Source organism: Butyricicoccus porcorum (assembly GCF_051246315.1).
GTDB classification, from domain to species: Bacteria; Bacillota; Clostridia; order Oscillospirales; family Butyricicoccaceae; genus Butyricicoccus_A; species Butyricicoccus_A porcorum.
Window position 1 is genome coordinate 2,132,553 of the sequence record NZ_CP178353.1, and the last position, 19,031, is coordinate 2,151,583.

The following is a 19,031-nucleotide window of genomic DNA, read 5'->3' on the forward strand; positions in this document are numbered from 1 at the left end:
AATGGAAAATCAAAATCATATACGGTACGGTCTGCTGGACCGCGAAGATCTCTGCTCAGCGATCAAAACGATGTCGAAGGAGAATCTGGATGAGCTGTGCGCGGAAATCCGGCAGTTCCTGCTCGAGCATGTCTCCCAAACAGGAGGGCATCTTGCGTCCAATCTGGGCGTTGTCGAGCTTACTGTTGCATTGCACCGCTGTTTTGACACAGCGGAAGACCGGCTGATTTTCGATGTCGGCCACCAGTGCTATACCCATAAATTGTTGACCGGACGGCGTGCGGGGTTTGATGCGCTGCGCCAGTTCGGCGGTATGTCCGGCTTTCTGAAGCCAGAGGAATCGCCGCACGACCCCTGCATCACCGGACATGCATCCGGTTCTGTATCGGTTGCGCTGGGCATGGCGCACGCCCGCACACTACAGCACAGAGACTATTCTGTTGTCGCTGTCATCGGTGACGGCGCACTGACCGGCGGCATGGCATATGAGGCGCTCAACTCTGCCGGCGGCAGTGGGGAGCCGTTGATCGTCGTGCTCAACGACAACAATATGTCGATTGACAAAAATGTCGGCGCAATGAGCCGGCATCTGAGCCGGTTGCGTGTCCGTCCCCATTATCTTCAGATGAAGAAGGATGTCAAGACGGCGCTCGGCCACATTCCGGGCGGCGAAGGCGCAGTGAATCTGATTTCCAGATCCAAGCGTGCTGTAAAATCCGTCGTGCTGCCCAGCCCAATGTTTGAGGAAATGGGGTTTACCTATCTCGGGCCGGTTGACGGCCATGATGTGTTGGCGATGTGCCAGCTGTTCCAGTCCGCGAGGGAAATGAACAAGCCGGTGCTCATCCATGTGATGACACGCAAGGGCAAGGGATATTCCTATGCCGAGCAGAAGCCGGAGAAATACCACGGTGTCTCCAAATTTGACGTTGAAACCGGTCTGCCGCTGAAAAAATCCGCGCCGAACTTTTCGGCGGTCTTTGGGGCGGAACTGGTGAAGCTCGCGCAGGAGAATCCAAAAATTTGTGCAGTGACGGCGGCAATGCCATCCGGCACGGGACTGTCGGCGTTTTCCAAGCGATATCCCGACCGCTTTTTTGATGTCGGCATAGCAGAAGAACATGCCGTAGCAATGTCCGCTGGCATGGCAAAGCAGGGGATGCGCCCGGTCTGCGCGCTGTATTCGACATTTTTGCAGCGTTCCTATGACCAGCTCATTCACGACGTTGCGATCGACCATATTCCGTTGGTGCTGGCCATTGACCGTGCAGGTATCGTTGGAGAGGACGGCGCGACGCACAACGGCGTATTTGATGTTGGCTTTCTCCGTCAGATTCCCGGCATGACATTGCTTGCACCGGCGAGCTTTGCTGAGCTGCGCAGTATGCTGCGCAGTGCTGTGGCGCATCTGTCCGGCCCGATCGCGCTGCGTTATCCGCGCGGCGGCGAGGGGGCATATACGGAGGATCACAGCGAAGGCCCGGATGCCTGCCTGCGTGAGGGAACAGATATTGTGCTGGTGTCATACGGCACGATGATTAACCAAACGCTCGAAGCAGCTGAGATTTTGAACAAAAATAACGTGATTTCTGCTGTTGTAAAGTTGAACGACTTAACAGCTGATTTTTCTGCGGAACTGCTTCAGCGCATTGCAGACTGCGGCCGTGTTGCCGTTGTCGAGGATGTTGTCCATGCGGGCGGCATGGGACAGGCGCTGGCAGAAACACTGGCGCGGAGTGGTATTGCGACGCGCTGGATCCGATTATGCAACACCGGTGATACCTTTGCCCCACAGGGCGCCGTAAGCCGGATTTATGAATATTACCACCTGGACGGCAACGGGATTGCCGCGACATGTCTGGAGGCCATGCAACATGAAAAAGAGACTGGACGTCCTTCTGTTTGAGAAGGGCATGGTGCCATCCCGCGAGCGGGCAAAAGCCATTATTATGAGCGGGATTGTCTATGTCAACAACCAGAAAGCGGACAAGGCAGGCATGAGTATCCCAGAGGATGCCGAGATCGAAATCCGCGGAAAGACAAACTCGTTTGTCAGCCGGGGCGGCCTGAAAATTGAAAAAGCACTCAATTATTTTGAAATTGACCCGTCCGGCCTGTGTGTTATGGATATCGGCGCATCGACCGGCGGATTTACCGATTGTCTGCTGACCCGCGGCGCACGGAAGGTTTTTTCCATTGATGTCGGCTATGGTCAGCTCGCCTGGAAGCTGCGGCAGGATCCACGCGTCGTGTGCATGGAGCGCACCAACATCCGGCATGTGACGCCGGAAATGCTGGACGGAGAGGTGCCGGAGCTTGCGGTTATAGATGTTTCGTTTATCTCGCTGCGGCTGGTTTTGCCGGTTGTGGCAAATCTGCTGAACGAGCATGGTCGTATCGCCTGCCTGATTAAGCCGCAGTTTGAAGCGGGTAAAGGCAAGGTCGGCAAAAAGGGAGTCGTGCGTGAGCCGGAAATTCATCAGGAGGTGCTCGAGACGTTTATCGAAAATGCACACGAGGCAGGCTTTCACGTCTATCAGCTGACCTTCTCGCCCATCAAAGGCCCGGAGGGCAACATCGAATTTCTCGGCTATCTCGGCAAGGACGGCGAAGACGGGGAACTTGACCCGGCTTCGCTGGTTGCCGAAGCACATGGAGCACTTGCAAAGCATGACGAATAAGCAGAAAAAATGCGGCACGATCCGAAAGGTGCTGCTTTGGCCCAATACAGGAAAAAAGGGTATGGCGTTCGCCGTCCGACAGGCCGCGGAGGTCATCCGCGAATTCGGAGCACAGGTCATTCTGACCGATCTTGCACTGACAATCGGCATTAAGCCAGACGGGTTTCTTGTGTATTCGGTGCAAAAGGCAATGATTGAGGCGGACTTTATCGTTGTACTTGGCGGTGACGGCACGATTCTCGCCATGGCACAGCAGGCGGCACCGTACCATGTGCCGATTCTTGGCGTCAATCTCGGACATGTCGGCTTTATGAGTGAGCTGGAATTTCCGGAACTGCGCCTCATCGGACGCGTATTCAACGGAGAATACACCATTGACGAACGCATGATGCTGGATGTCGAGGTTCTGCGCGGAGAAGAAATTGTATACCGCACGATGGCGCTCAACGAGGCGATTATCAAGACCGGCTCGATTTTCCGCATCAGCCTGCTGGATATTCTGTGTGACCGTGAGCCGGTCTGTTCGCTGCACGGAGACGGCGTCATTATTTCCACACCGACTGGCAGCACGGCCTATTCGCTTGCGGCAGGCGGCCCGGTCATCGAACCGTCTGCGGAGAATATTTCCGTCGTCCCGATTTGTCCGCACGGTGTACAGCCGCGGTCGTATCTGTTTTCCCCGCACCGTGAAATCTGTATACAGCCGCGTTTCTTTAATGATGCGACCATTTTTGTATCCAGTGACGGGCGAAGGGGTTTTGAACTGACGGATGGCGACCATGTTTTTGTGCGCAAAGCACCGTTTTGCACCCGGCTGCTCCGTGTAAAGGGCAACAGCTTTTATTCTCTGCTGAATGAAAAACTGACGATTGGCCGCAATTGAGCGGGAGAAAGGACATTTTATGAAATTCCAGCGCCAGGCAAAAATTCTCGAGCTCATTGAGCACAATGAAATTGAAACGCAGGAAGAGCTGTCCATGCGCCTGCGCGATCTCGGATATGACACAACACAGGCGACAGTTTCCCGTGATATCAAGGATCTGCGCCTGATTAAAATTCTATCTCCGTCCGGCAAATACCGCTATGCGACGTCAACACAGGAGGCAGAGAACAGCTTTGTCAGCAGACTGCAAAATATTTTCCGCGAGTGCGTCACAGGTGTGGATGCCGCACAGAATATCGTCGTCATTAAGACGCTTCCGGCGCTCGCATCTGCGGCAGCCATGGCGATTGACGCGATGCGCGTGCCGAAGGTTGTCGGCACGATCAGTGGCGATGACACAGTATTTATTGTCATGCGCGACAACGAAAGCGCGCTTGATTTTTGTGAAGATACCAAAAATATGCTGAAATAAATAGAATTTAAAGGAGAACAGACATGTTAAGCCTGCTTCATATTGAAAATATCGCTGTCATTGAGCAGGCGGATATTGTCCTTCAGCCGGGCTTTACCGTCCTGACCGGTGAGACCGGCGCGGGCAAATCGATTATCATCGATTCCATTGGCGCAATTATGGGACAGCGCACGAGCCGTGAGCTGATCCGAAACGGCGAAAAGAAAGGCTTTGTCAGCGCGGTGTTTGAACAGGTCTCCCCGGAGCTGGAAAAACAGCTCCAGGAGCTGGGTCTGGACACCGGTGAGGACAGTACTGTCCGCATTCAGCGCGAGCTGTCTGCGGAGGGCAGAAGCGTGTGCCGCGTCAATATGCGGCCAGTGCCTGCGTCTGTACTCAAGACAATCAGCCCGTATTTGATCAATATCCACGGCCAGCACGACGGTCAGAAGCTGATGCAGGAGGAATATCATATCGATTTTCTCGACAGCTTCTGCGATACCGAGCCGCTGCTGGAGCAATACCGCCCGCTGTATACGCGCCTGTTTTCACTGCGAAGCAAAATCCGTGAGCTGGAAAAAAGCGAGCAGCAGCGCGCCCAACGCATTGATATGCTGCGCTATCAGTTTGATGAAATCGCCGCGGCGAATCTCAAGCCGGGCGAGGAAGAGGAGCTGAACGAGCGCAGGCAGTTTTTTGACAACGCCGGAAAGCTGGCATATGCGCTGCAAAATGCGTCTATGATGCTCGCCGGCGATGAGGATACCGATGGCGCATGCGACCTGCTCGCACAGACTTCGGAAGAGTTGACGGATATCTCAACCCTGTCGACGGAGCTGAACAACGCGGCGAAAAAAGCCGAAGAGCTGCGCTATCTCGCGGAGGATCTGCGTGAAACGGTGTCTGATCTGGCTTCGCGCGTCGATTTTTCTGAGCAGGAACGCGACGCAGTAGAGGAACGGCTGGATGTCATTTACCGTCTGCGCCGAAAATATGGTGCGACGGTTGAGGAAGTTCTGGCTTACTGTGACAGCGCGGCTTCTGAGTTGGAGGAGCTGGAGAATGCGGACGACCGCAAGGAGCAGCTTGTCACGGAATACCGCGAAACACTGTCAGCAGCGCGCGAAATTGCTGGAGAGCTGTCGCGCCTGCGGCGCGACGCGGCCATTGAGCTGGAAGCAAAAATCATTGAACAGCTCGAAGACTTGGACATGGCCAAGGTGCGCCTGTCCATCTCCGTGTCTCCGCAGACCAAGCTCAACCCACGCGGTGCGGACGAGGTCCGCTTCCTGATTTCCACCAATCCAGGCGAACCGGTTAAGCCGCTCAGCCGGATTGCATCCGGCGGCGAATTGTCTCGCATCATGCTTGCGATAAAAAATGTGTTGACGCAGTCGGAAGATGTGGGTACACTTATCTTTGACGAAATTGACACTGGTGTGAGCGGACGGGCGGCACAGAAAATCGCTGTTAAGCTCGGAGAAATCTCCCGCAGTAAGCAGACACTGTGCGTTACGCACCTGCCGCAACTGGCAGCAATGGGCGACCATCACCTGCTCATCCAGAAATCGGTTTCGGATGAGCGCACCTATACCGATGTGCGCCCACTGGAAGGGGAAGCGCGCGCGCAGGAACTGGCGCGCATGATTTCCGGTGACGCGATTACTGAGCTTTCTCTGCGCAATGCGGAGGAGCTTCTCACGCGCGCGGCGAAAAGCAAGACAATGTGAGCAATTGGCCTGTCTTTCGGCTGTGCCAAATGACGATAAATAGAAAGGGTTTCAACAACGATGTCACAAGTATATGAAGAATTACAGGCACGCGGCCTGATCGCCCAGTGCACCAACGAAGAAAAAGTACGCGATCTGCTGGATAATCATCAGACTACGTTCTACATCGGCTTCGACGCAACGGCAGATTCGCTGCACGTCGGTCATTTTCTCCAGTTGGTTGTCATGGCGCGTTTGCAGCAGGCCGGTCATCGCCCGATTGCGCTGATCGGCGGCGGTACTACAATGATCGGTGACCCGACGGGCAAGACCGACATGCGCAAGATGCTGACCAAGGAAGAGATCAACCACAATGCGGAGTGCTTCCGGCAGCAGATGCGCCGCCTCGTCGATTTCAACGACGGCAAGGCAACGATGCTCAACAATGCCGACTGGATTCTCAAGTTCAACTATATGGACTTCCTGCGTGAGGTCGGCGTACACTTCTCTGTCAACCGTATGCTGACGGCTGAGTGCTTCAAGACCCGTCTGGAAAAAGGTCTGAGCTTCATCGAGTTCAACTATATGCTGCTTCAGAGCTATGACTTCCTGCACCTGTACCGCACAGAGGACTGCCACCTTGAATTGGGCGGTGACGATCAGTGGTCGAACATTATCAATGGCGCTGACCTCATCCGCCGCGTCGAAGGCAAGGACGATGCCTATGGTCTGACCTTCACCCTGCTGACCACTTCGGAAGGCAAGAAGATGGGCAAGACCGAGAAGGGTGCTGTCTGGCTCGACCCGGAAAAGACTTCCCCGTACGACTTCTTCCAGTACTGGAGAAACATCAACGACGCAGATGTCATCCGCGTCATGAAGATGCTGACCTTTATGCCGCTCGACGAAATCGCCGAGTACGAAAAGCTGGAGGGCGCAGGTCTCAACCGTGCCAAGGAAAAACTGGCTTACGAGATTACTGCCATGGTTCACGGCAAGGAAGAAGCCGAGAAGGCACTGGCGGCGGCGAGAGCAGTTTTTGCCGGCGGCGCATCTGCGGCTGATATGCCAACCACGCAGCTGTCTGCGGATGACCTGACCGATGGACAGATCGGTGCACTCGATCTGCTGGTCAAGACCGGTCTGGTCAAGTCCAAGAGTGAGGCACGCCAGGTTGTCAAGCAGGGCGGCCTGACCATCAACGATGCAAAGGTAACCGACATGTTCGCCATGTACGGTGCGGATGCATTCGGCGAGGACGGCATGATTATCCGCAAGGGTAAGAAGACATTCCACAAGGTTACGCTGTAACAGCAATTCAAACTTCCCTTTTTCCGTGTGAAAAAGGGAAGTTTTTTGTGCAGTTGTGCACAGGAACGAAACAAATCCATGGTTGAACCGATATGGCAATGATGGTATAATAAACAAATGGTAATTGAAAAAACGCCATAGAGGAGGAACAATCGTTGAACAGAGTTTCCATTCTCGGCGTACAGTTTGACGCGGTCACACAGTCCGAAGCGGTTACGCGCGCGATGGCGCGCATCCGCGAAGGAAAGAAGGGCTACGTTGTCACGCCGAATTCTGAAATTGTATATATGGCCCGCTCGGACGAACATCTGAAGAAGCTGCTCAATGCGGCGGCACTTGTCCTTCCGGACGGCATCGGCGTGATTCACGCGGCAAAAATTCTCAAAAAGCCGCTGACCGAAAAGGTCGCAGGAATTGAGTTCGCCACTTCATTGATGGAGGCGATGGCAAAGGAAGGGCGCAGCATCTTCCTGTTCGGCGCAAAACCGGGCATCGCGGAAAAAGCAGCGGAAAATCTCAAGCAGAAGTATCCGGGTCTGATTGTCACAGGCTGCCGTGATGGCTATTTTAAGGATGACGCTGAGGCTGTGCGCGACATCAACGCTGCCGGGCATTCGGATGTCATTCTGGTGTGTCTCGGCGCACCGAAGCAGGAAATTTTTATGGAGCAGCATTTGGACGAGCTGAACGGCACCATGCTGTGCGGCTTGGGCGGTTCGCTGGATGTCTATGCTGGCGTTGTTGAACGCGCACCGGACTTTTACGTCAGGCACGGACTGGAGTGGTTTTATCGTCTCAAAAAGGAGCCGTGGCGCGCAAAGCGCATGACAGCGCTGCCGAAATTCCTGTTGACAGTTATGAAATCTAAAGTAACGGGAGAAGACAAATGAACGTAAAGCTGATTGCATATACCCCCATGCCGGAGCAGTTGATCTCTGCGGCGGCGAAAACCTGTTATTCCGCCGCGACAGTTGACACTCTGCTGGACGGACTGGACGAAGAAAAGACACAATCGTATCTGACTATGCTGACTGAGATTGGGCATGAAAGCCCGATTGAACATGCATCGTTTACGTTTGCCATTGAGGGCATTTCCCGTTCGCTGCTGGCGCAGATTACGCGGCACCGCATGGCTTCTTTCAGTGTACAGTCGCAGCGTTATGTGCGCGAGCATGCGTTTGAATTTGTCATCCCACATGAAATCGAGGCCATTCCCGAAGCAAAGGAAGCGTTTCTGAAGGCAATGGAGGACGATCAGAAGACCTATGAAAATCTGACGGCCATTTTGCAGGAGCGCCACATGCAGACGTTCCTTGCAGAGGGTTGCTCCGAAAAGGAAGCACGCCGCAAAGCCGAAAAAAAGGCGATCGAGGACGCACGCTATGTGCTGCCGAATGCGTGTGCGACCAAGATGGTCATGACGGCAAATGCCCGTTCACTGTATAATTTCTTCCGCTTGCGCTGCTGCAACCGCGCACAGTGGGAAATCCGTGAGCTGGCAGAAGAGATGTACCGTCAGGTTTATGCCGTTGCACCGACCCTGTTCCGCAAGGCGGGCCCGTCCTGCACCTGCGGCACCTGCTCGGAAGGCAAGATGAGCTGCGGGAAGGCGCAGGAGGTGCGTGAAAAGTATGAGCGCATCCGTGCGGAGGCCGGAAAATGAGTGGAAAACTGTTGGTGCTCGAGGGCACGGATGCATCCGGCAAATCGACGCAGTTTGAACGGCTGTGCGCGTTTTTAGATGAGCGCGGTATTTCCTACCGCCGCCTTGTGTTTCCGCGCTATCAGGAGGAATCGTCCGCACTCATCCGCATGTATCTGGGCGGACAGTTCGGTGAGCATCCGGATGATGTCAGCGCCTATACGGCATCTACCTTTTTTGCGGTCGATCGGTATGCATCCTATCAGACCGAATGGAAAGACTATTATGAAAACGGCGGGCTGGTGCTCGCCGACCGTTATACTACATCCAATGCGGTGCATCAGGCATCCAAGCTGGAAGAGGAGGAGCAAAAGGCATTCCTCGACTGGCTGTTCGATTTTGAGTATCGTATTATGGGCATTCCTGCGCCCGACGATGTGTATTTTCTCGATATGCCCACCGAAGCGGTGCACGACCTGCTCGAACATCGTCAGGGCAAAACACAGGATATTCATGAACAGGATATGGAATATCTCAAACACTGTTACCAGACTGCATCGAAGCTGGCTGATACATTCGGCTGGCACCGCATCCGCTGCACGCAGGACGGACGTATCCGCACGATTGAGGACATCTCGGCGGAGCTCACGGCGGCGGTGCTTCGCGCAATACCCTAAAAGGAGACTCGCATTTTTTTATGCTACCATTTAAACCAGTTACGTTAGAGGATAAGGCAAACGCAGACATCTGCACCGCAAAGCACAATTACCGGATCTGTGAACACTGTTTTGCGGATCTGTTTATCTGGAAGGATCATTATGACACCCAGATATGCTTTGTGAATGGATATATGTTCATAAAAATGGCAACCTTCCCGGATAAGATTCCGATGTATCTCGCGCCGATCGGCGCGGGTGACCTGAAAGCGGCTATGCTGGCGCTGGAGGACGATGCACGTGAGCGCGGCATCCCGTTTGCCATGTGCGGCATCCCGGAGCCGCTGCTTGAGCAGATAGAAACCGTTCTTCCGGGACGATATACCTTTACCGATGGCGTGGACTCTGCGGACTATATCTATTCCGCCGAAAAGCTCATGACGCTTTCCGGCAAAAAATTGCAGTCCAAACGCAATTTTGTCAACCGTTTTAAGAAAAACTATGAAGGCCGCTGGTCGTATGAGGAACTGACCGACGAGAATCGCCAGGAGGCATATGATTTCCACCTGCACTGGTGCAGCACCGGGGACAACTGTCCGAACGGCATGATGTATTCCGGTGAAACCTGTGCGGTTACCCTTGCGCTGAACAATCGAGAAGCGCTTGGCATGAAGGGCGGCATCCTGCGATTGGACGGCAATGTCATCGCGTTTACGATGGGCTGCCCGGTCAGCCCTGACACTTATGTGATTCAGCTGGAAAAGGCAGAAGCATCGATTGCAGGCGCATATCCGATGATTAACCAGCAGTTCGCACAGCACAACTGTGCGGAATATACCTACATCAACCGCGAGGATGACCTCGGCATGGAAGGACTGCGCAAGGCAAAGCAGTCCTATCATCCGGTGATGATGGGCAAGAAATTCCTGGCGGTGAAGAACGCATGATCCGGTTTGCAGATAACCGCGATTTTGACGCGGTGCGCACGCTCTGGAAGCGCTGCTTTCCGGGCGATGAAGCGTTTACGCAATGGTTTTTTGAAAATCAATACAATCCGGCGGTTACACTGCTGGATGAGGAGGACGGCAGGCTTTGCTCCATGGTGCAAATGCTGCCGTATCAGCTGCGCGATGCGCGCGGTGTGCGCCCGGTCACTTATATCTATGGCGCATGCACTGCGCCGGAATGCCGGCGGCAGCACCGCATGGATCGTCTGCTCACACACTCGTTTGAGCTTGACCGGCAGGCGGGACGTGCGGCTTCCATCCTGATCCCACAGGAGGAATGGCTGTTTGGATTTTACGATCAGTTTGGCTATCGGACAGCATTTTTTGTCGATACAAACACAGCTTCCCGTTCCGATGTGCCGGAGGGAGCGTTCCTGCTCCGCCACCTGACAGAAGATGATATTCCGGCGATACAGGCACTGTATCCCGCGGAGGGCATGTGCCTGCTGCGGTCTCCGGACGACTGGCGCGCGCAGCTTGCACTGTTCCGTGCGCTTGGAGCCGGTGCCTTTGGGCTGGAACGCGGAGGCTTGCTGACGGCATATGCGTTTGTCTGGCAGGACGGCGCGGACAAGCTGTGGGCACAGGAAGCCTGTGGAGCAGATGTTCCCGTGCTGACACAGGCGATATTGCACGCCTGCGGCTGCTCGGAAATGCGTGTGACCACGCCAGGAACTTCGCAGAAGCTGGGATGTATTCGCTACCACGATGATACACCGGTGCAAAACGGTTATTTCAACCTGCTGTTCAACTAGGACGTATCTGAAAACCAAGAAAATGGCGAATATTTCGCAAAGGGAGGTCGATTCAAGACAAAAGCACGCAGAAATCCTTTCGGATTTCAAGTGTTTTAACGATGAAGCGATCCGCATCTGTAGAAATAGTCCAAAGTTTCGACTTTTCAGATAGCCCCGAAGATGTGTTTTATAACGAAGGAGGACGCTGATTATGGTATATATCTTTCATGTAGACGGCTATGAAGACACCGAGATGATTGCGCCGCTCGACATGCTGACCCGTGCGGGCATTCCGGTAACGCGCGTCGGCGTGACTGGCAAGACAATCACGAGCAAGATGGGCATGACCATCGAGGCGGATATTCTGCCCGAACAGCTCGACCTGTCCGACTGCGAAATGATTTTCCTGCCGGGCGGCCCGGGGACGAAAAACTATTATGACAAGCCGGTTATCGACAAGGCAATTGCGTATTGTGTCGCGCATGATTGCTATATCGCTGCCATCTGTGCGGCACCGTCTGTGCTGGCGGCGAAAGGCGTGCTCGAGGGCAAAAATGCGGTGTGCCATTTCAGCGTAAACGACAAAATGGCAGGCGCAACTGTGCGCGATGAGCTGGTCTGTGTCGATGGGAAGATCATCACCGGCTGTGGTGCGGCGGCTTCGATTGAGCTCGGTCTGACCATGGTTGAGCTGTTGCGCGGAAAAGAAGCCGCTGATCGAGTGCGTCATGGCATTGGATACCATGGATAAGGCTTCTCTGCGGCGTGAGCTGCTCCGGCAGCGCAAACAGACCGCACCGGCAGAAAAAGCTGCCATCGACCGCGCCATCACAGAAAAAGTGCTGCAAAGCGAGCTGTACCGGCGCAGCCGGACGCTGTTTGTCTATTATTCGACTGCGGACGAAATTGACACGCATGCAATTATTGCGGATGCATTGCGGTGCGGTAAGCGCGTCTGTCTGCCAAAATGCCTGCCGGGACATATCATGCAGCCCCGCATCATTACATCGGAACGCGACCTGACCGAAGAGACCTTCGGTATCCCGGAGCCGGGTGCACACTGCACGGCGGTGCTGCCGAATGAAATTGATTTGTGCCTTGTCCCTGCGCTGGCATGCGATCAAACCGGCGCGCGGCTGGGCTATGGCGGCGGCTTTTACGACCGCTTTCTGCCGCAGACGTCTGCAAATTGTATTGCGCTGTGCGCGCAGGCACGTCTGCTTGGACATGTGCCTGCTGAGCCGCACGACATCCGCTGCGGCTGTATCATAACCGAACAGGAGGTGGTGCTGGTTCATGAAGGATAAAAGTACCATGCTGCCGGGTCTGATGCTGTTTGCCTGTTTTATCATCCTGACAGTATGCAGCCTGGGGTTTGATTTTGCATTTTCTTCCGTCCCGGCGCTGGGCGTGATCGTCGTCGAGCTGTTGGCATTTGTCCCGCCGGCATACTGCATGTACAAGGCACAGGATGAGACATTCACGCTGAATTTTCGATGGAAGCGCCGACAGAATGCAGTGGTCTATTTCGGATTTACAGTAAAATTTGCACTTGCCGTATCATTTCTGTCCTTTCTGGCAAATCTTGTTGTATATGTCATCTGCGGTGCGACCGATATGGATCTCAGCAGCATGATTACAACCAGCGGCGTTGGGAATCAGTACGGCTTTCTGAGCTTTTTGGGCATCGTTATTCTGTCGCCCATTGCTGAGGAGATTTTTGTGCGCGGTGCGCTGTTTTCCGCATTTGAGCGCGAAGCCGGAACGGCTGTGAGCATTCTGCTCTGCGGTGTCTGCTTCGCCATGCTGCACGGCTCGCTACTGAATTTCATCGGCCCGCTGATTGCAGGCTGCGCCTACGCGTTTCTGGTCTATTCATTCGATTCGATCTGGCCGGCAGTTCTGGCGCATGTCATCAACAACTGCTATTATTATGTCATCAATTATTTGATTCATCTGTACAGTTCCTTTGGAATCTGGAAATACTTTACACACATCAATGTGATCCTGTTCCTGCTGACTCTTTATCTGACGCTGCGCTCGCTGGAAACACAGGTTCAGCTGCACACGCTGCGGCCGTTTACGCCATCTGGTCGACCTGTCAGTGAGGTCCTGTGGGACTGTCTGATTAACCCTGGATTTTTTATTTTTATCTCCAGCTTTGTTGTCAGCATCGCGCTCAAATAAGAAGAAAAGCCCCGTCCTTCTGCCGCTTCCGGCAGAGGGAGAAAGGATACGGATATGAAGTTGTTTGGAAACAAAAATAATACAAAAAACGAGTCACAAACCAAAAAACGAACCAAAAAAAAGCGCTCTACGCGCCACAACAGTCTGTTGTATCTGATCGGTATCCTGCTGGTTTCCGCAGTTTTGGCGACAACCGGAATTCTGCTCGGCAATGACCTGTTTGCTTTGGCAAAGGAGGACCGTGAGATCACGGTCACAATTCCGGAGGATGCCACGGTTGGACAGGTTTCCAAGCTGCTGGATAAGAGCGGTGTCGTCAATTACGGCTCATTCTTCCGGCTGTTTACCACCATCATTTATCGGGATGTCACATTCCGCCCGGGCATGTGGACGCTCAATTCCAATATGGATTACCGCCACATTGTCAATGAAATCCGCCTGACCAACCGGAGCACACAGACAGTTACGATCCCGGAAGGCTATACGATTGAACAGATTATCGATACGCTGGTGGAAAATGGTCTGAGCTCGAAGGATGAACTGACCAGTGTGCTTCAGGACGGCGAATTCAACTATGATTTCCTGCCGGACGATCTGGGCAATGAGACCAACCGTCTCGAGGGCTATCTGTTCCCGGATACCTATGAGTTCTATCTGAGCGATGACGCAGATACCATCATCAATAAAATGCTTGGAAATTTCCAGAATAAGCTGAACGACGATTCGGAGGGCGACAGTCTGGCGGAACTGTGCGAAGCCAAAGGCATGTCCGTTGCGGATATGGTCAACATCGCCTCCATGATTGAAAAAGAAGCTGTCAATGCTGACGATATGTATCAGGTTTCCGGCGTTATCGCCAACCGTCTGAACCATTCGTCCGAATATCCGTACCTCAACATTGACGCGACCATTCAATACGCGGTCGGCCATCTCGAACTGACGGATGAGGATATGAAGACCGACAGCCCGTACAATACCTATACCAGCAAGGGCCTGCCGCCCGGGCCGATCTGCAATCCGGGTCTTGACGCGATGAAGGCAGCAGTCAGCCCGGCACAGCATGATTATTATTACTATGTTGCAAATGCGGATGGCTCAGCGCATATTTATGCGAAAACGCAGGAGGAACAGACCGCCAATATCAAGAAGGTACAGGCGGAAAAGAACGCAAATTAACAAGAGGATTTTTATGAACAAACCTGAAATTCTGTCCCCGGCAGGGGATATGGAACGGCTGAAATACGCGATTGCATACGGTGCGGATGCCGTTTATCTGGCAGGAAAACACTTTGGCATGCGCGCGGCATCCGACAATTTTACCGACGATGAGCTGCGCGAGGGCATCGCCTATGCGCATGCGCGCGGCGTCAAGGTCTATGTTACGGTCAATATTTCACCGCGCTCAAACGAATTCGCTGAGCTGGAAACCTATCTGCAAAAGCTGTATGAATACGGCGCAGATGCGGCGATTGTCTCTGACCTCGGCGTGATCCGCGTGGCAAAACGCGTGGTGCCGCAGCTGCCGCTGCATATCAGCACCCAGACGAGCATCCTCAACTATGAGGCCGCACAATTTTGGGTTGAGATGGGCGCGGAGCGCATTGTGCTCGCGCGTGAGTTGACGCTGGAGGAAATCAGAACCATCCGCGACCACATCCCGCCGGAGGTCGAAATCGAGTGCTTTGTCCACGGAGCGATGTGCATTTCGTATTCCGGGCGCTGCCTGATTTCCAACTACACGACCGGGCGCGATGCCAACCACGGCGCTTGTGCACAGTCCTGCCGCTGGAAGTATGCCTTGATGGAGGAGAAGCGGCCGGGACAGTTTTTTCCGGTGGATGAGGACGAGCGCGGCACGTATCTGTACAATTCCAAGGATATGTGCATGATTGACCATATTCCGGAGCTGATCGCTGCGGGAATTACCTCATTCAAAATCGAAGGCCGTGCAAAGACTGCCTATTATACGGCGGGCATTACTGCCGCATACCGCCGCGCTGTTGATGCTTATCTGGCGAATCCAACACCGGACTTCAAGGTTCCGGATGATATCCGCGAGGAAATCGGAAAGATCAGCCACCGCGAATACTTTACCGGATTTTACTTCGGGCGCGACCCGAAGGGACAGTATTACCCAGACGTCATGTACATACGCGACTGGGAAATCGCTGCACTGTTTGAGTCGTGTGATGCAGACGGCAACGCCGTATTCGTACTCAAAAACCGCTTTTTCAGCGGCGATACGCTTGAGCTGATGCAGCCGGGCAAGCCGGTTTATTCCTTCCGCGTGGAGGAAATGCGCAACGATGACGGGGAAATTCTGGATGCCGCGCGTTCTGCCATGATGCGTATTCATATGAAATTCCCGTTCCACGTCTCGGATTTCTCAATCCTGCGCAAGGAAAAAGCGGCAAATCCAGTCAAAAACGGTTGACAAATTCACACAAACGTGTATAATGAAAGCGTTATACAGCTAGTTTGGCAATGACGGAACGAGACAGCGCATACCGCCTTGCAGAGAGCGGGGGACGGTGGAAGCCCCGCAGCGCAGGAGCCTGTCAGCCATTTCTGAGCCATCCGGGAAAGAACCGGATCGTCTGCCCGCGTTAAGGGCGCACTGAGATGCCGGATTTCCGGCAAATTAGGGTGGTACCGCGAGCAAAGCCTTCGCCCCTATACCGGGCGAGGGCTTTTTTGTGTCTGTAAAACAATAAATTTATATCAATAGTTGGAGGCAATTTTCATGCAGTACATGGGTTTAAACGAAATCCGTGAAAAGTTTCTCGCATTCTTTGAGTCCAAGGATCACCTGAGACTGCCGAGCTTTTCTCTGATTCCGCAGGGTGACAAGTCGCTGCTGCTCATCAATTCCGGTATGGCACCGCTCAAGCCGTACTTTACCGGAGAACAGGAGCCGCCGCGCCGCCGCGTCACGACCTGTCAGAAATGTATCCGCACCGGCGACATCGAGAATGTCGGCAAGACCGCGCGTCATGGCACATTCTTTGAAATGCTGGGTAACTTCTCCTTCGGCGATTACTTTAAGAAAGAAGCCATCGCCTGGAGCTGGGAATTCCTGACTGAGGTCATGGGTCTCGACCCGAACCGCCTGTATCCGTCCATCTATGAGGATGATGACGAGGCATTTGAAATCTGGAACAAGCAGATCGGCATTCCGGCAGAGCGCATTTTCCGCTTCGGCAAGGAAGACAACTTCTGGGAGCATGGCTCCGGTCCGTGCGGCCCGTGCTCCGAGATTTACTACGATCGCGGCGAGAAGTACGGCTGCGGCAAGCCGGGCTGTACGGTCGGCTGCGATTGTGACCGCTATATGGAGGTCTGGAACAACGTATTCTCCCAGTTCAACAACGACGGTCACGGCAACTATACTGAACTGGTTCAGAAGAACATCGATACCGGTATGGGTCTGGAGCGTCTGGCTGTTGTCATGCAGGACGTCGATTCTCTGTTTGATGTCGACACCGTCCGCAACATCACCGACCATGTTTCCCGCATTTCCGGCAAGACCTACGGAGAGTCGTACAAAACGGACGTTTCGCTGCGCGTCATCACCGACCACATCCGTTCGACCGTCATGATGATTTGCGACGGTGTTATTCCGTCCAACGAAGGCCGCGGCTACGTCCTGCGCCGTCTGCTGCGCCGTGCGGCACGTCATGGCAAGCTGCTCGGCATCGACAAGCCGTTCCTGTATCAGGTATGTGATACCGTCATTCAGGAGAGCGGCGGTGCGTATCCGGCACTGATCGAAAAGCAGGAGTATATCCGCAAGGTAATTCAGGTCGAAGAGGAACGCTTTGATGCAACGGTTGACGCGGGTCTGAGCATTCTCAATGACATGATCGAGGCTGCAAAGAAGGAAGGCAAAACCGAGCTTCCGGCTGCTGACGCCTTCAAGCTGCACGACACCTACGGCTTCCCGATTGACCTGACCATCGAAATCCTCGAGGAGCAGGGCATGACCACCGACCGCGACGGCTTTGATGCGCTGATTCAGGAACAGAAGGAGCGTTCCCGTGAGGACCGCAAGCGCATGGGCGACCTCGGCTGGGCATCGGAAGACCTCGGTCTGGACAAATCGCTGAGCACCGAATTCTGTGGTTATGATAATCTGGAAGCAACTGCCAATGTCCTCGCAATTGTCTCGGAAGGCGAGAGCACTGATGCAGTCCGTGCAGGTGCCAAGCTGACGCTCGTACTCGACCGCACGCCGTTCTATGCGGAAATGGGCGGCCAGGTACCGGATCACGGTATCATTTCGCACGGCGACTGTGAGATTGAAATTGATAACGTACAGAAGAGCGGCGACGGACGCATGTACCTGCATTCTGGCGTCGTCAAGAGCGGTGTTGTCAGCCGCGGTGATACTGTCACCTGTAAGGTAGACAAGGAGCGCCGTCAGGCGATCTGCCGTTCGCACACTGCAACCCACCTGTTGCAGCAGGCACTGCGCGAGGTACTGGGCAGCCATGTCGAGCAGGCTGGTTCCTACACCGATGCCGACCATGTCCGCTTTGACTTCACGCACTTTGCTGCCATGACGCCGGAGGAGATTGTAAAGGTTGAGAGCATTGTCAACAATGCAATCCTGGAAGGCATGGAGGTTCGCACGGACGAAATGCCGATCGATGAGGCAAAGAAACTGGGCGCTATGGCGCTGTTCGGTGAAAAATACGGCGATATCGTCCGTGTTGTCCGCGCAGGTGATTTCTCCATCGAATTCTGCGGCGGCACACATCTGGACAATACTGCAAAGGCTGGCATGTTCAAGATCGTCGGCGAGGCTTCTGTTGCGGCAGGCGTCCGTCGTATCGAGGCACTGACCGGCCGTGCATTCCTTGAGATGTTCGAGAAGCGTCAGGAGACACTGGCTGAGATTGCATCTGAGCTGAAGACGACCCCGAACGATGTTGTCGTCCGTGCGGGTCAGATGGTCGACGAAATGCGAGATCTGCGCCGCAATATCGAATCGCTCAACGGAAAGCTGGCTGAAATGAAGCTGGTCGAGCTGTTTAACCTGTCGCGTGACGTTCATGGCGTCAATGTTCTGGCTGCCAAGCTGGACGATGAGTCTCCGGAGATCATGCGCACACTGGGCGACCTGATTAAGGAGCGTGCGCCGAAGATGGTTGCTGTTCTTGCGGTTGTCACCGGCGAGAGCAAGGTACAGCTGCTCTGTGTCTGCGGCAAGGAAGCATTGGCGGCAGGTGCACATGCGGGCAAGATCGTCAAGGAAGTTGCCAAGCTCTGCGGCGGTGGCGGCGGCGGCCGTCCGGATTCCGCATCCGCAGGCGGCAAGAATCCGGCAAAGCTGGAGGAAGCCCTCGAAGCAGTCAACAACATTGTCGATGCAATGCTGAAATAAATCTCACAGTTCGATTCATCTGGAAGGAGGATGTTCGATGGAAGATTGTCTGTTCTGTAAAATTATTGCAGGGGAAATCCCCTCCAAAAAGGTGTATGAGGATGATGATGTCTATGCATTTTATGACATCGACCCGCAGGCGCCGACACATTTCCTCGTGATTCCGAAGCAGCACATTCCGTCTGCGGCGGCAGTCACGCCGGAAAACAGCATGGTTGTGGCAAAGTGCTTTGAAGCCATTGCCAAAATCGCAAAGGAGATGGGCATGGAGAGCTTCCGTGTTGTCTCCAACATCGGTGAGCAGGCACAGCAGAGCGTGTTCCACCTGCATTTTCATGTGCTGTCCGGCCGTGATATGACATGGCCGCCCGGTTGATCTGC

At 54.1% G+C, this 19,031-nt stretch carries 18 protein-coding genes; all 18 read left to right on the top strand.

Going from position 1 to position 19,031, the window contains the following annotated elements; genetic code table 11:
• Nucleotide 1 precedes the first annotated feature (1 nt).
• The gene (gene dxs / locus ACLM7Z_RS10515; protein WP_273349848.1) at nt 2-1,906 is read left to right on the top strand and encodes a 1-deoxy-D-xylulose-5-phosphate synthase; all 1,905 of its coding nucleotides are present in this window, start codon (nt 2-4) and stop codon (nt 1,904-1,906) included.
• Entirely contained in the window at nt 1,875-2,681 is an 807-nt protein-coding gene (locus tag ACLM7Z_RS10520; protein WP_087021567.1) for a TlyA family RNA methyltransferase, read from the top strand. Before dxs ends, ACLM7Z_RS10520 begins: the two co-directional genes overlap by 32 nt.
• Nucleotides 2,671-3,564: an NAD(+)/NADH kinase gene (locus ACLM7Z_RS10525; RefSeq protein ID WP_165761158.1), complete on the top strand. Its 894-nt coding sequence runs from the start codon at nt 2,671-2,673 to the stop codon at nt 3,562-3,564. The genes ACLM7Z_RS10520 and ACLM7Z_RS10525 overlap by 11 nt, the downstream gene beginning before the upstream one ends.
• Nucleotides 3,565-3,583: 19 nt before the next feature.
• Nucleotides 3,584-4,036, top strand: coding sequence for an arginine repressor (argR, locus tag ACLM7Z_RS10530; protein WP_087021562.1), 453 nt, complete (start codon nt 3,584-3,586; stop codon nt 4,034-4,036).
• 23 nt (nt 4,037-4,059) lie between these two features.
• A complete protein-coding gene (gene recN, locus ACLM7Z_RS10535; protein WP_435644994.1) occupies nt 4,060-5,745 on the top strand; it encodes a DNA repair protein RecN in 1,686 nt (561 codons plus the stop codon).
• Nucleotides 5,746-5,805: 60 nt separating this feature from the next.
• Entirely contained in the window at nt 5,806-7,035 is a 1,230-nt protein-coding gene (tyrS, locus tag ACLM7Z_RS10540; RefSeq protein ID WP_087021556.1) for a tyrosine--tRNA ligase, read from the top strand.
• Nucleotides 7,036-7,190: 155 nt separating this feature from the next.
• Nucleotides 7,191-7,925 carry a WecB/TagA/CpsF family glycosyltransferase gene (locus ACLM7Z_RS10545; RefSeq protein ID WP_087021553.1) on the top strand — a complete coding sequence of 245 codons (735 nt, stop codon included), beginning with the start codon at nt 7,191-7,193 and terminating at the stop codon, nt 7,923-7,925.
• Nucleotides 7,922-8,698, top strand: a complete 777-nt coding sequence (thyX, locus tag ACLM7Z_RS10550) for an FAD-dependent thymidylate synthase (RefSeq protein WP_435644995.1) — start codon at nt 7,922-7,924, stop codon at nt 8,696-8,698. The genes ACLM7Z_RS10545 and thyX overlap by 4 nt, the downstream gene beginning before the upstream one ends.
• Nucleotides 8,695-9,354: a dTMP kinase gene (locus ACLM7Z_RS10555; RefSeq protein ID WP_087021547.1), complete on the top strand. Its 660-nt coding sequence runs from the start codon at nt 8,695-8,697 to the stop codon at nt 9,352-9,354. The genes thyX and ACLM7Z_RS10555 overlap by 4 nt, the downstream gene beginning before the upstream one ends.
• A gap of 20 nt (nt 9,355-9,374) precedes the next feature.
• The gene (locus ACLM7Z_RS10560; RefSeq protein WP_087021544.1) at nt 9,375-10,280 is read left to right on the top strand and encodes a DUF2156 domain-containing protein; all 906 of its coding nucleotides are present in this window, start codon (nt 9,375-9,377) and stop codon (nt 10,278-10,280) included.
• Nucleotides 10,277-11,095, top strand: coding sequence for a GNAT family N-acetyltransferase (locus ACLM7Z_RS10565; protein WP_087021542.1), 819 nt, complete (start codon nt 10,277-10,279; stop codon nt 11,093-11,095). The genes ACLM7Z_RS10560 and ACLM7Z_RS10565 overlap by 4 nt, the downstream gene beginning before the upstream one ends.
• A gap of 193 nt (nt 11,096-11,288) precedes the next feature.
• Nucleotides 11,289-11,828, top strand: coding sequence for a DJ-1/PfpI family protein (locus ACLM7Z_RS10570; protein WP_087021539.1), 540 nt, complete (start codon nt 11,289-11,291; stop codon nt 11,826-11,828).
• Nucleotides 11,806-12,384, top strand: a complete 579-nt coding sequence (locus tag ACLM7Z_RS10575) for a 5-formyltetrahydrofolate cyclo-ligase (RefSeq protein ID WP_087021536.1) — start codon at nt 11,806-11,808, stop codon at nt 12,382-12,384. Before ACLM7Z_RS10570 ends, ACLM7Z_RS10575 begins: the two co-directional genes overlap by 23 nt.
• A complete protein-coding gene (locus ACLM7Z_RS10580) occupies nt 12,374-13,264 on the top strand; it encodes a lysostaphin resistance A-like protein (protein ID WP_435644996.1) in 891 nt (296 codons plus the stop codon). The genes ACLM7Z_RS10575 and ACLM7Z_RS10580 overlap by 11 nt, the downstream gene beginning before the upstream one ends.
• Before the next feature lie 54 nt (nt 13,265-13,318).
• Nucleotides 13,319-14,440, top strand: a complete 1,122-nt coding sequence (gene mltG / locus ACLM7Z_RS10585; RefSeq protein ID WP_087021531.1) for an endolytic transglycosylase MltG — start codon at nt 13,319-13,321, stop codon at nt 14,438-14,440.
• A 13-nt stretch (nt 14,441-14,453) separates the two neighbouring features.
• A complete protein-coding gene (locus ACLM7Z_RS10590; protein ID WP_435644997.1) occupies nt 14,454-15,698 on the top strand; it encodes a peptidase U32 family protein in 1,245 nt (414 codons plus the stop codon).
• Between the two features lie 309 nt (nt 15,699-16,007).
• Nucleotides 16,008-18,650 carry an alanine--tRNA ligase gene (gene alaS, locus ACLM7Z_RS10595; RefSeq protein WP_087021525.1) on the top strand — a complete coding sequence of 881 codons (2,643 nt, stop codon included), beginning with the start codon at nt 16,008-16,010 and terminating at the stop codon, nt 18,648-18,650.
• A gap of 37 nt (nt 18,651-18,687) precedes the next feature.
• A complete protein-coding gene (locus tag ACLM7Z_RS10600; RefSeq protein ID WP_087021522.1) occupies nt 18,688-19,026 on the top strand; it encodes a histidine triad nucleotide-binding protein in 339 nt (112 codons plus the stop codon).
• Nucleotides 19,027-19,031: the final 5 nt, after the last annotated feature.

Excerpts from the sequence above, each read along its gene's own strand:
- dxs (WP_273349848.1), top strand. The coding sequence starts at position 2 with ATGGAAAATCAAAATCATATACGGTACGGTCTGCTGGACCGCGAAGAT.
- ACLM7Z_RS10520 (WP_087021567.1), top strand. The coding sequence starts at position 1,875 with ATGAAAAAGAGACTGGACGTCCTTCTGTTTGAGAAGGGCATGGTGCCA.
- ACLM7Z_RS10525 (WP_165761158.1), top strand. The coding sequence starts at position 2,671 with ATGACGAATAAGCAGAAAAAATGCGGCACGATCCGAAAGGTGCTGCTT.
- argR (WP_087021562.1), top strand. The coding sequence starts at position 3,584 with ATGAAATTCCAGCGCCAGGCAAAAATTCTCGAGCTCATTGAGCACAAT.
- recN (WP_435644994.1), top strand. The coding sequence starts at position 4,060 with ATGTTAAGCCTGCTTCATATTGAAAATATCGCTGTCATTGAGCAGGCG.
- tyrS (WP_087021556.1), top strand. The coding sequence starts at position 5,806 with ATGTCACAAGTATATGAAGAATTACAGGCACGCGGCCTGATCGCCCAG.
- thyX (WP_435644995.1), top strand. The coding sequence starts at position 7,922 with ATGAACGTAAAGCTGATTGCATATACCCCCATGCCGGAGCAGTTGATC.
- ACLM7Z_RS10555 (WP_087021547.1), top strand. The coding sequence starts at position 8,695 with ATGAGTGGAAAACTGTTGGTGCTCGAGGGCACGGATGCATCCGGCAAA.
- ACLM7Z_RS10560 (WP_087021544.1), top strand. The coding sequence starts at position 9,375 with ATGCTACCATTTAAACCAGTTACGTTAGAGGATAAGGCAAACGCAGAC.
- ACLM7Z_RS10565 (WP_087021542.1), top strand. The coding sequence starts at position 10,277 with ATGATCCGGTTTGCAGATAACCGCGATTTTGACGCGGTGCGCACGCTC.
- ACLM7Z_RS10570 (WP_087021539.1), top strand. The coding sequence starts at position 11,289 with ATGGTATATATCTTTCATGTAGACGGCTATGAAGACACCGAGATGATT.
- ACLM7Z_RS10575 (WP_087021536.1), top strand. The coding sequence starts at position 11,806 with ATGGCATTGGATACCATGGATAAGGCTTCTCTGCGGCGTGAGCTGCTC.
- ACLM7Z_RS10580 (WP_435644996.1), top strand. The coding sequence starts at position 12,374 with ATGAAGGATAAAAGTACCATGCTGCCGGGTCTGATGCTGTTTGCCTGT.
- mltG (WP_087021531.1), top strand. The coding sequence starts at position 13,319 with ATGAAGTTGTTTGGAAACAAAAATAATACAAAAAACGAGTCACAAACC.
- ACLM7Z_RS10590 (WP_435644997.1), top strand. The coding sequence starts at position 14,454 with ATGAACAAACCTGAAATTCTGTCCCCGGCAGGGGATATGGAACGGCTG.
- alaS (WP_087021525.1), top strand. The coding sequence starts at position 16,008 with ATGCAGTACATGGGTTTAAACGAAATCCGTGAAAAGTTTCTCGCATTC.
- ACLM7Z_RS10600 (WP_087021522.1), top strand. The coding sequence starts at position 18,688 with ATGGAAGATTGTCTGTTCTGTAAAATTATTGCAGGGGAAATCCCCTCC.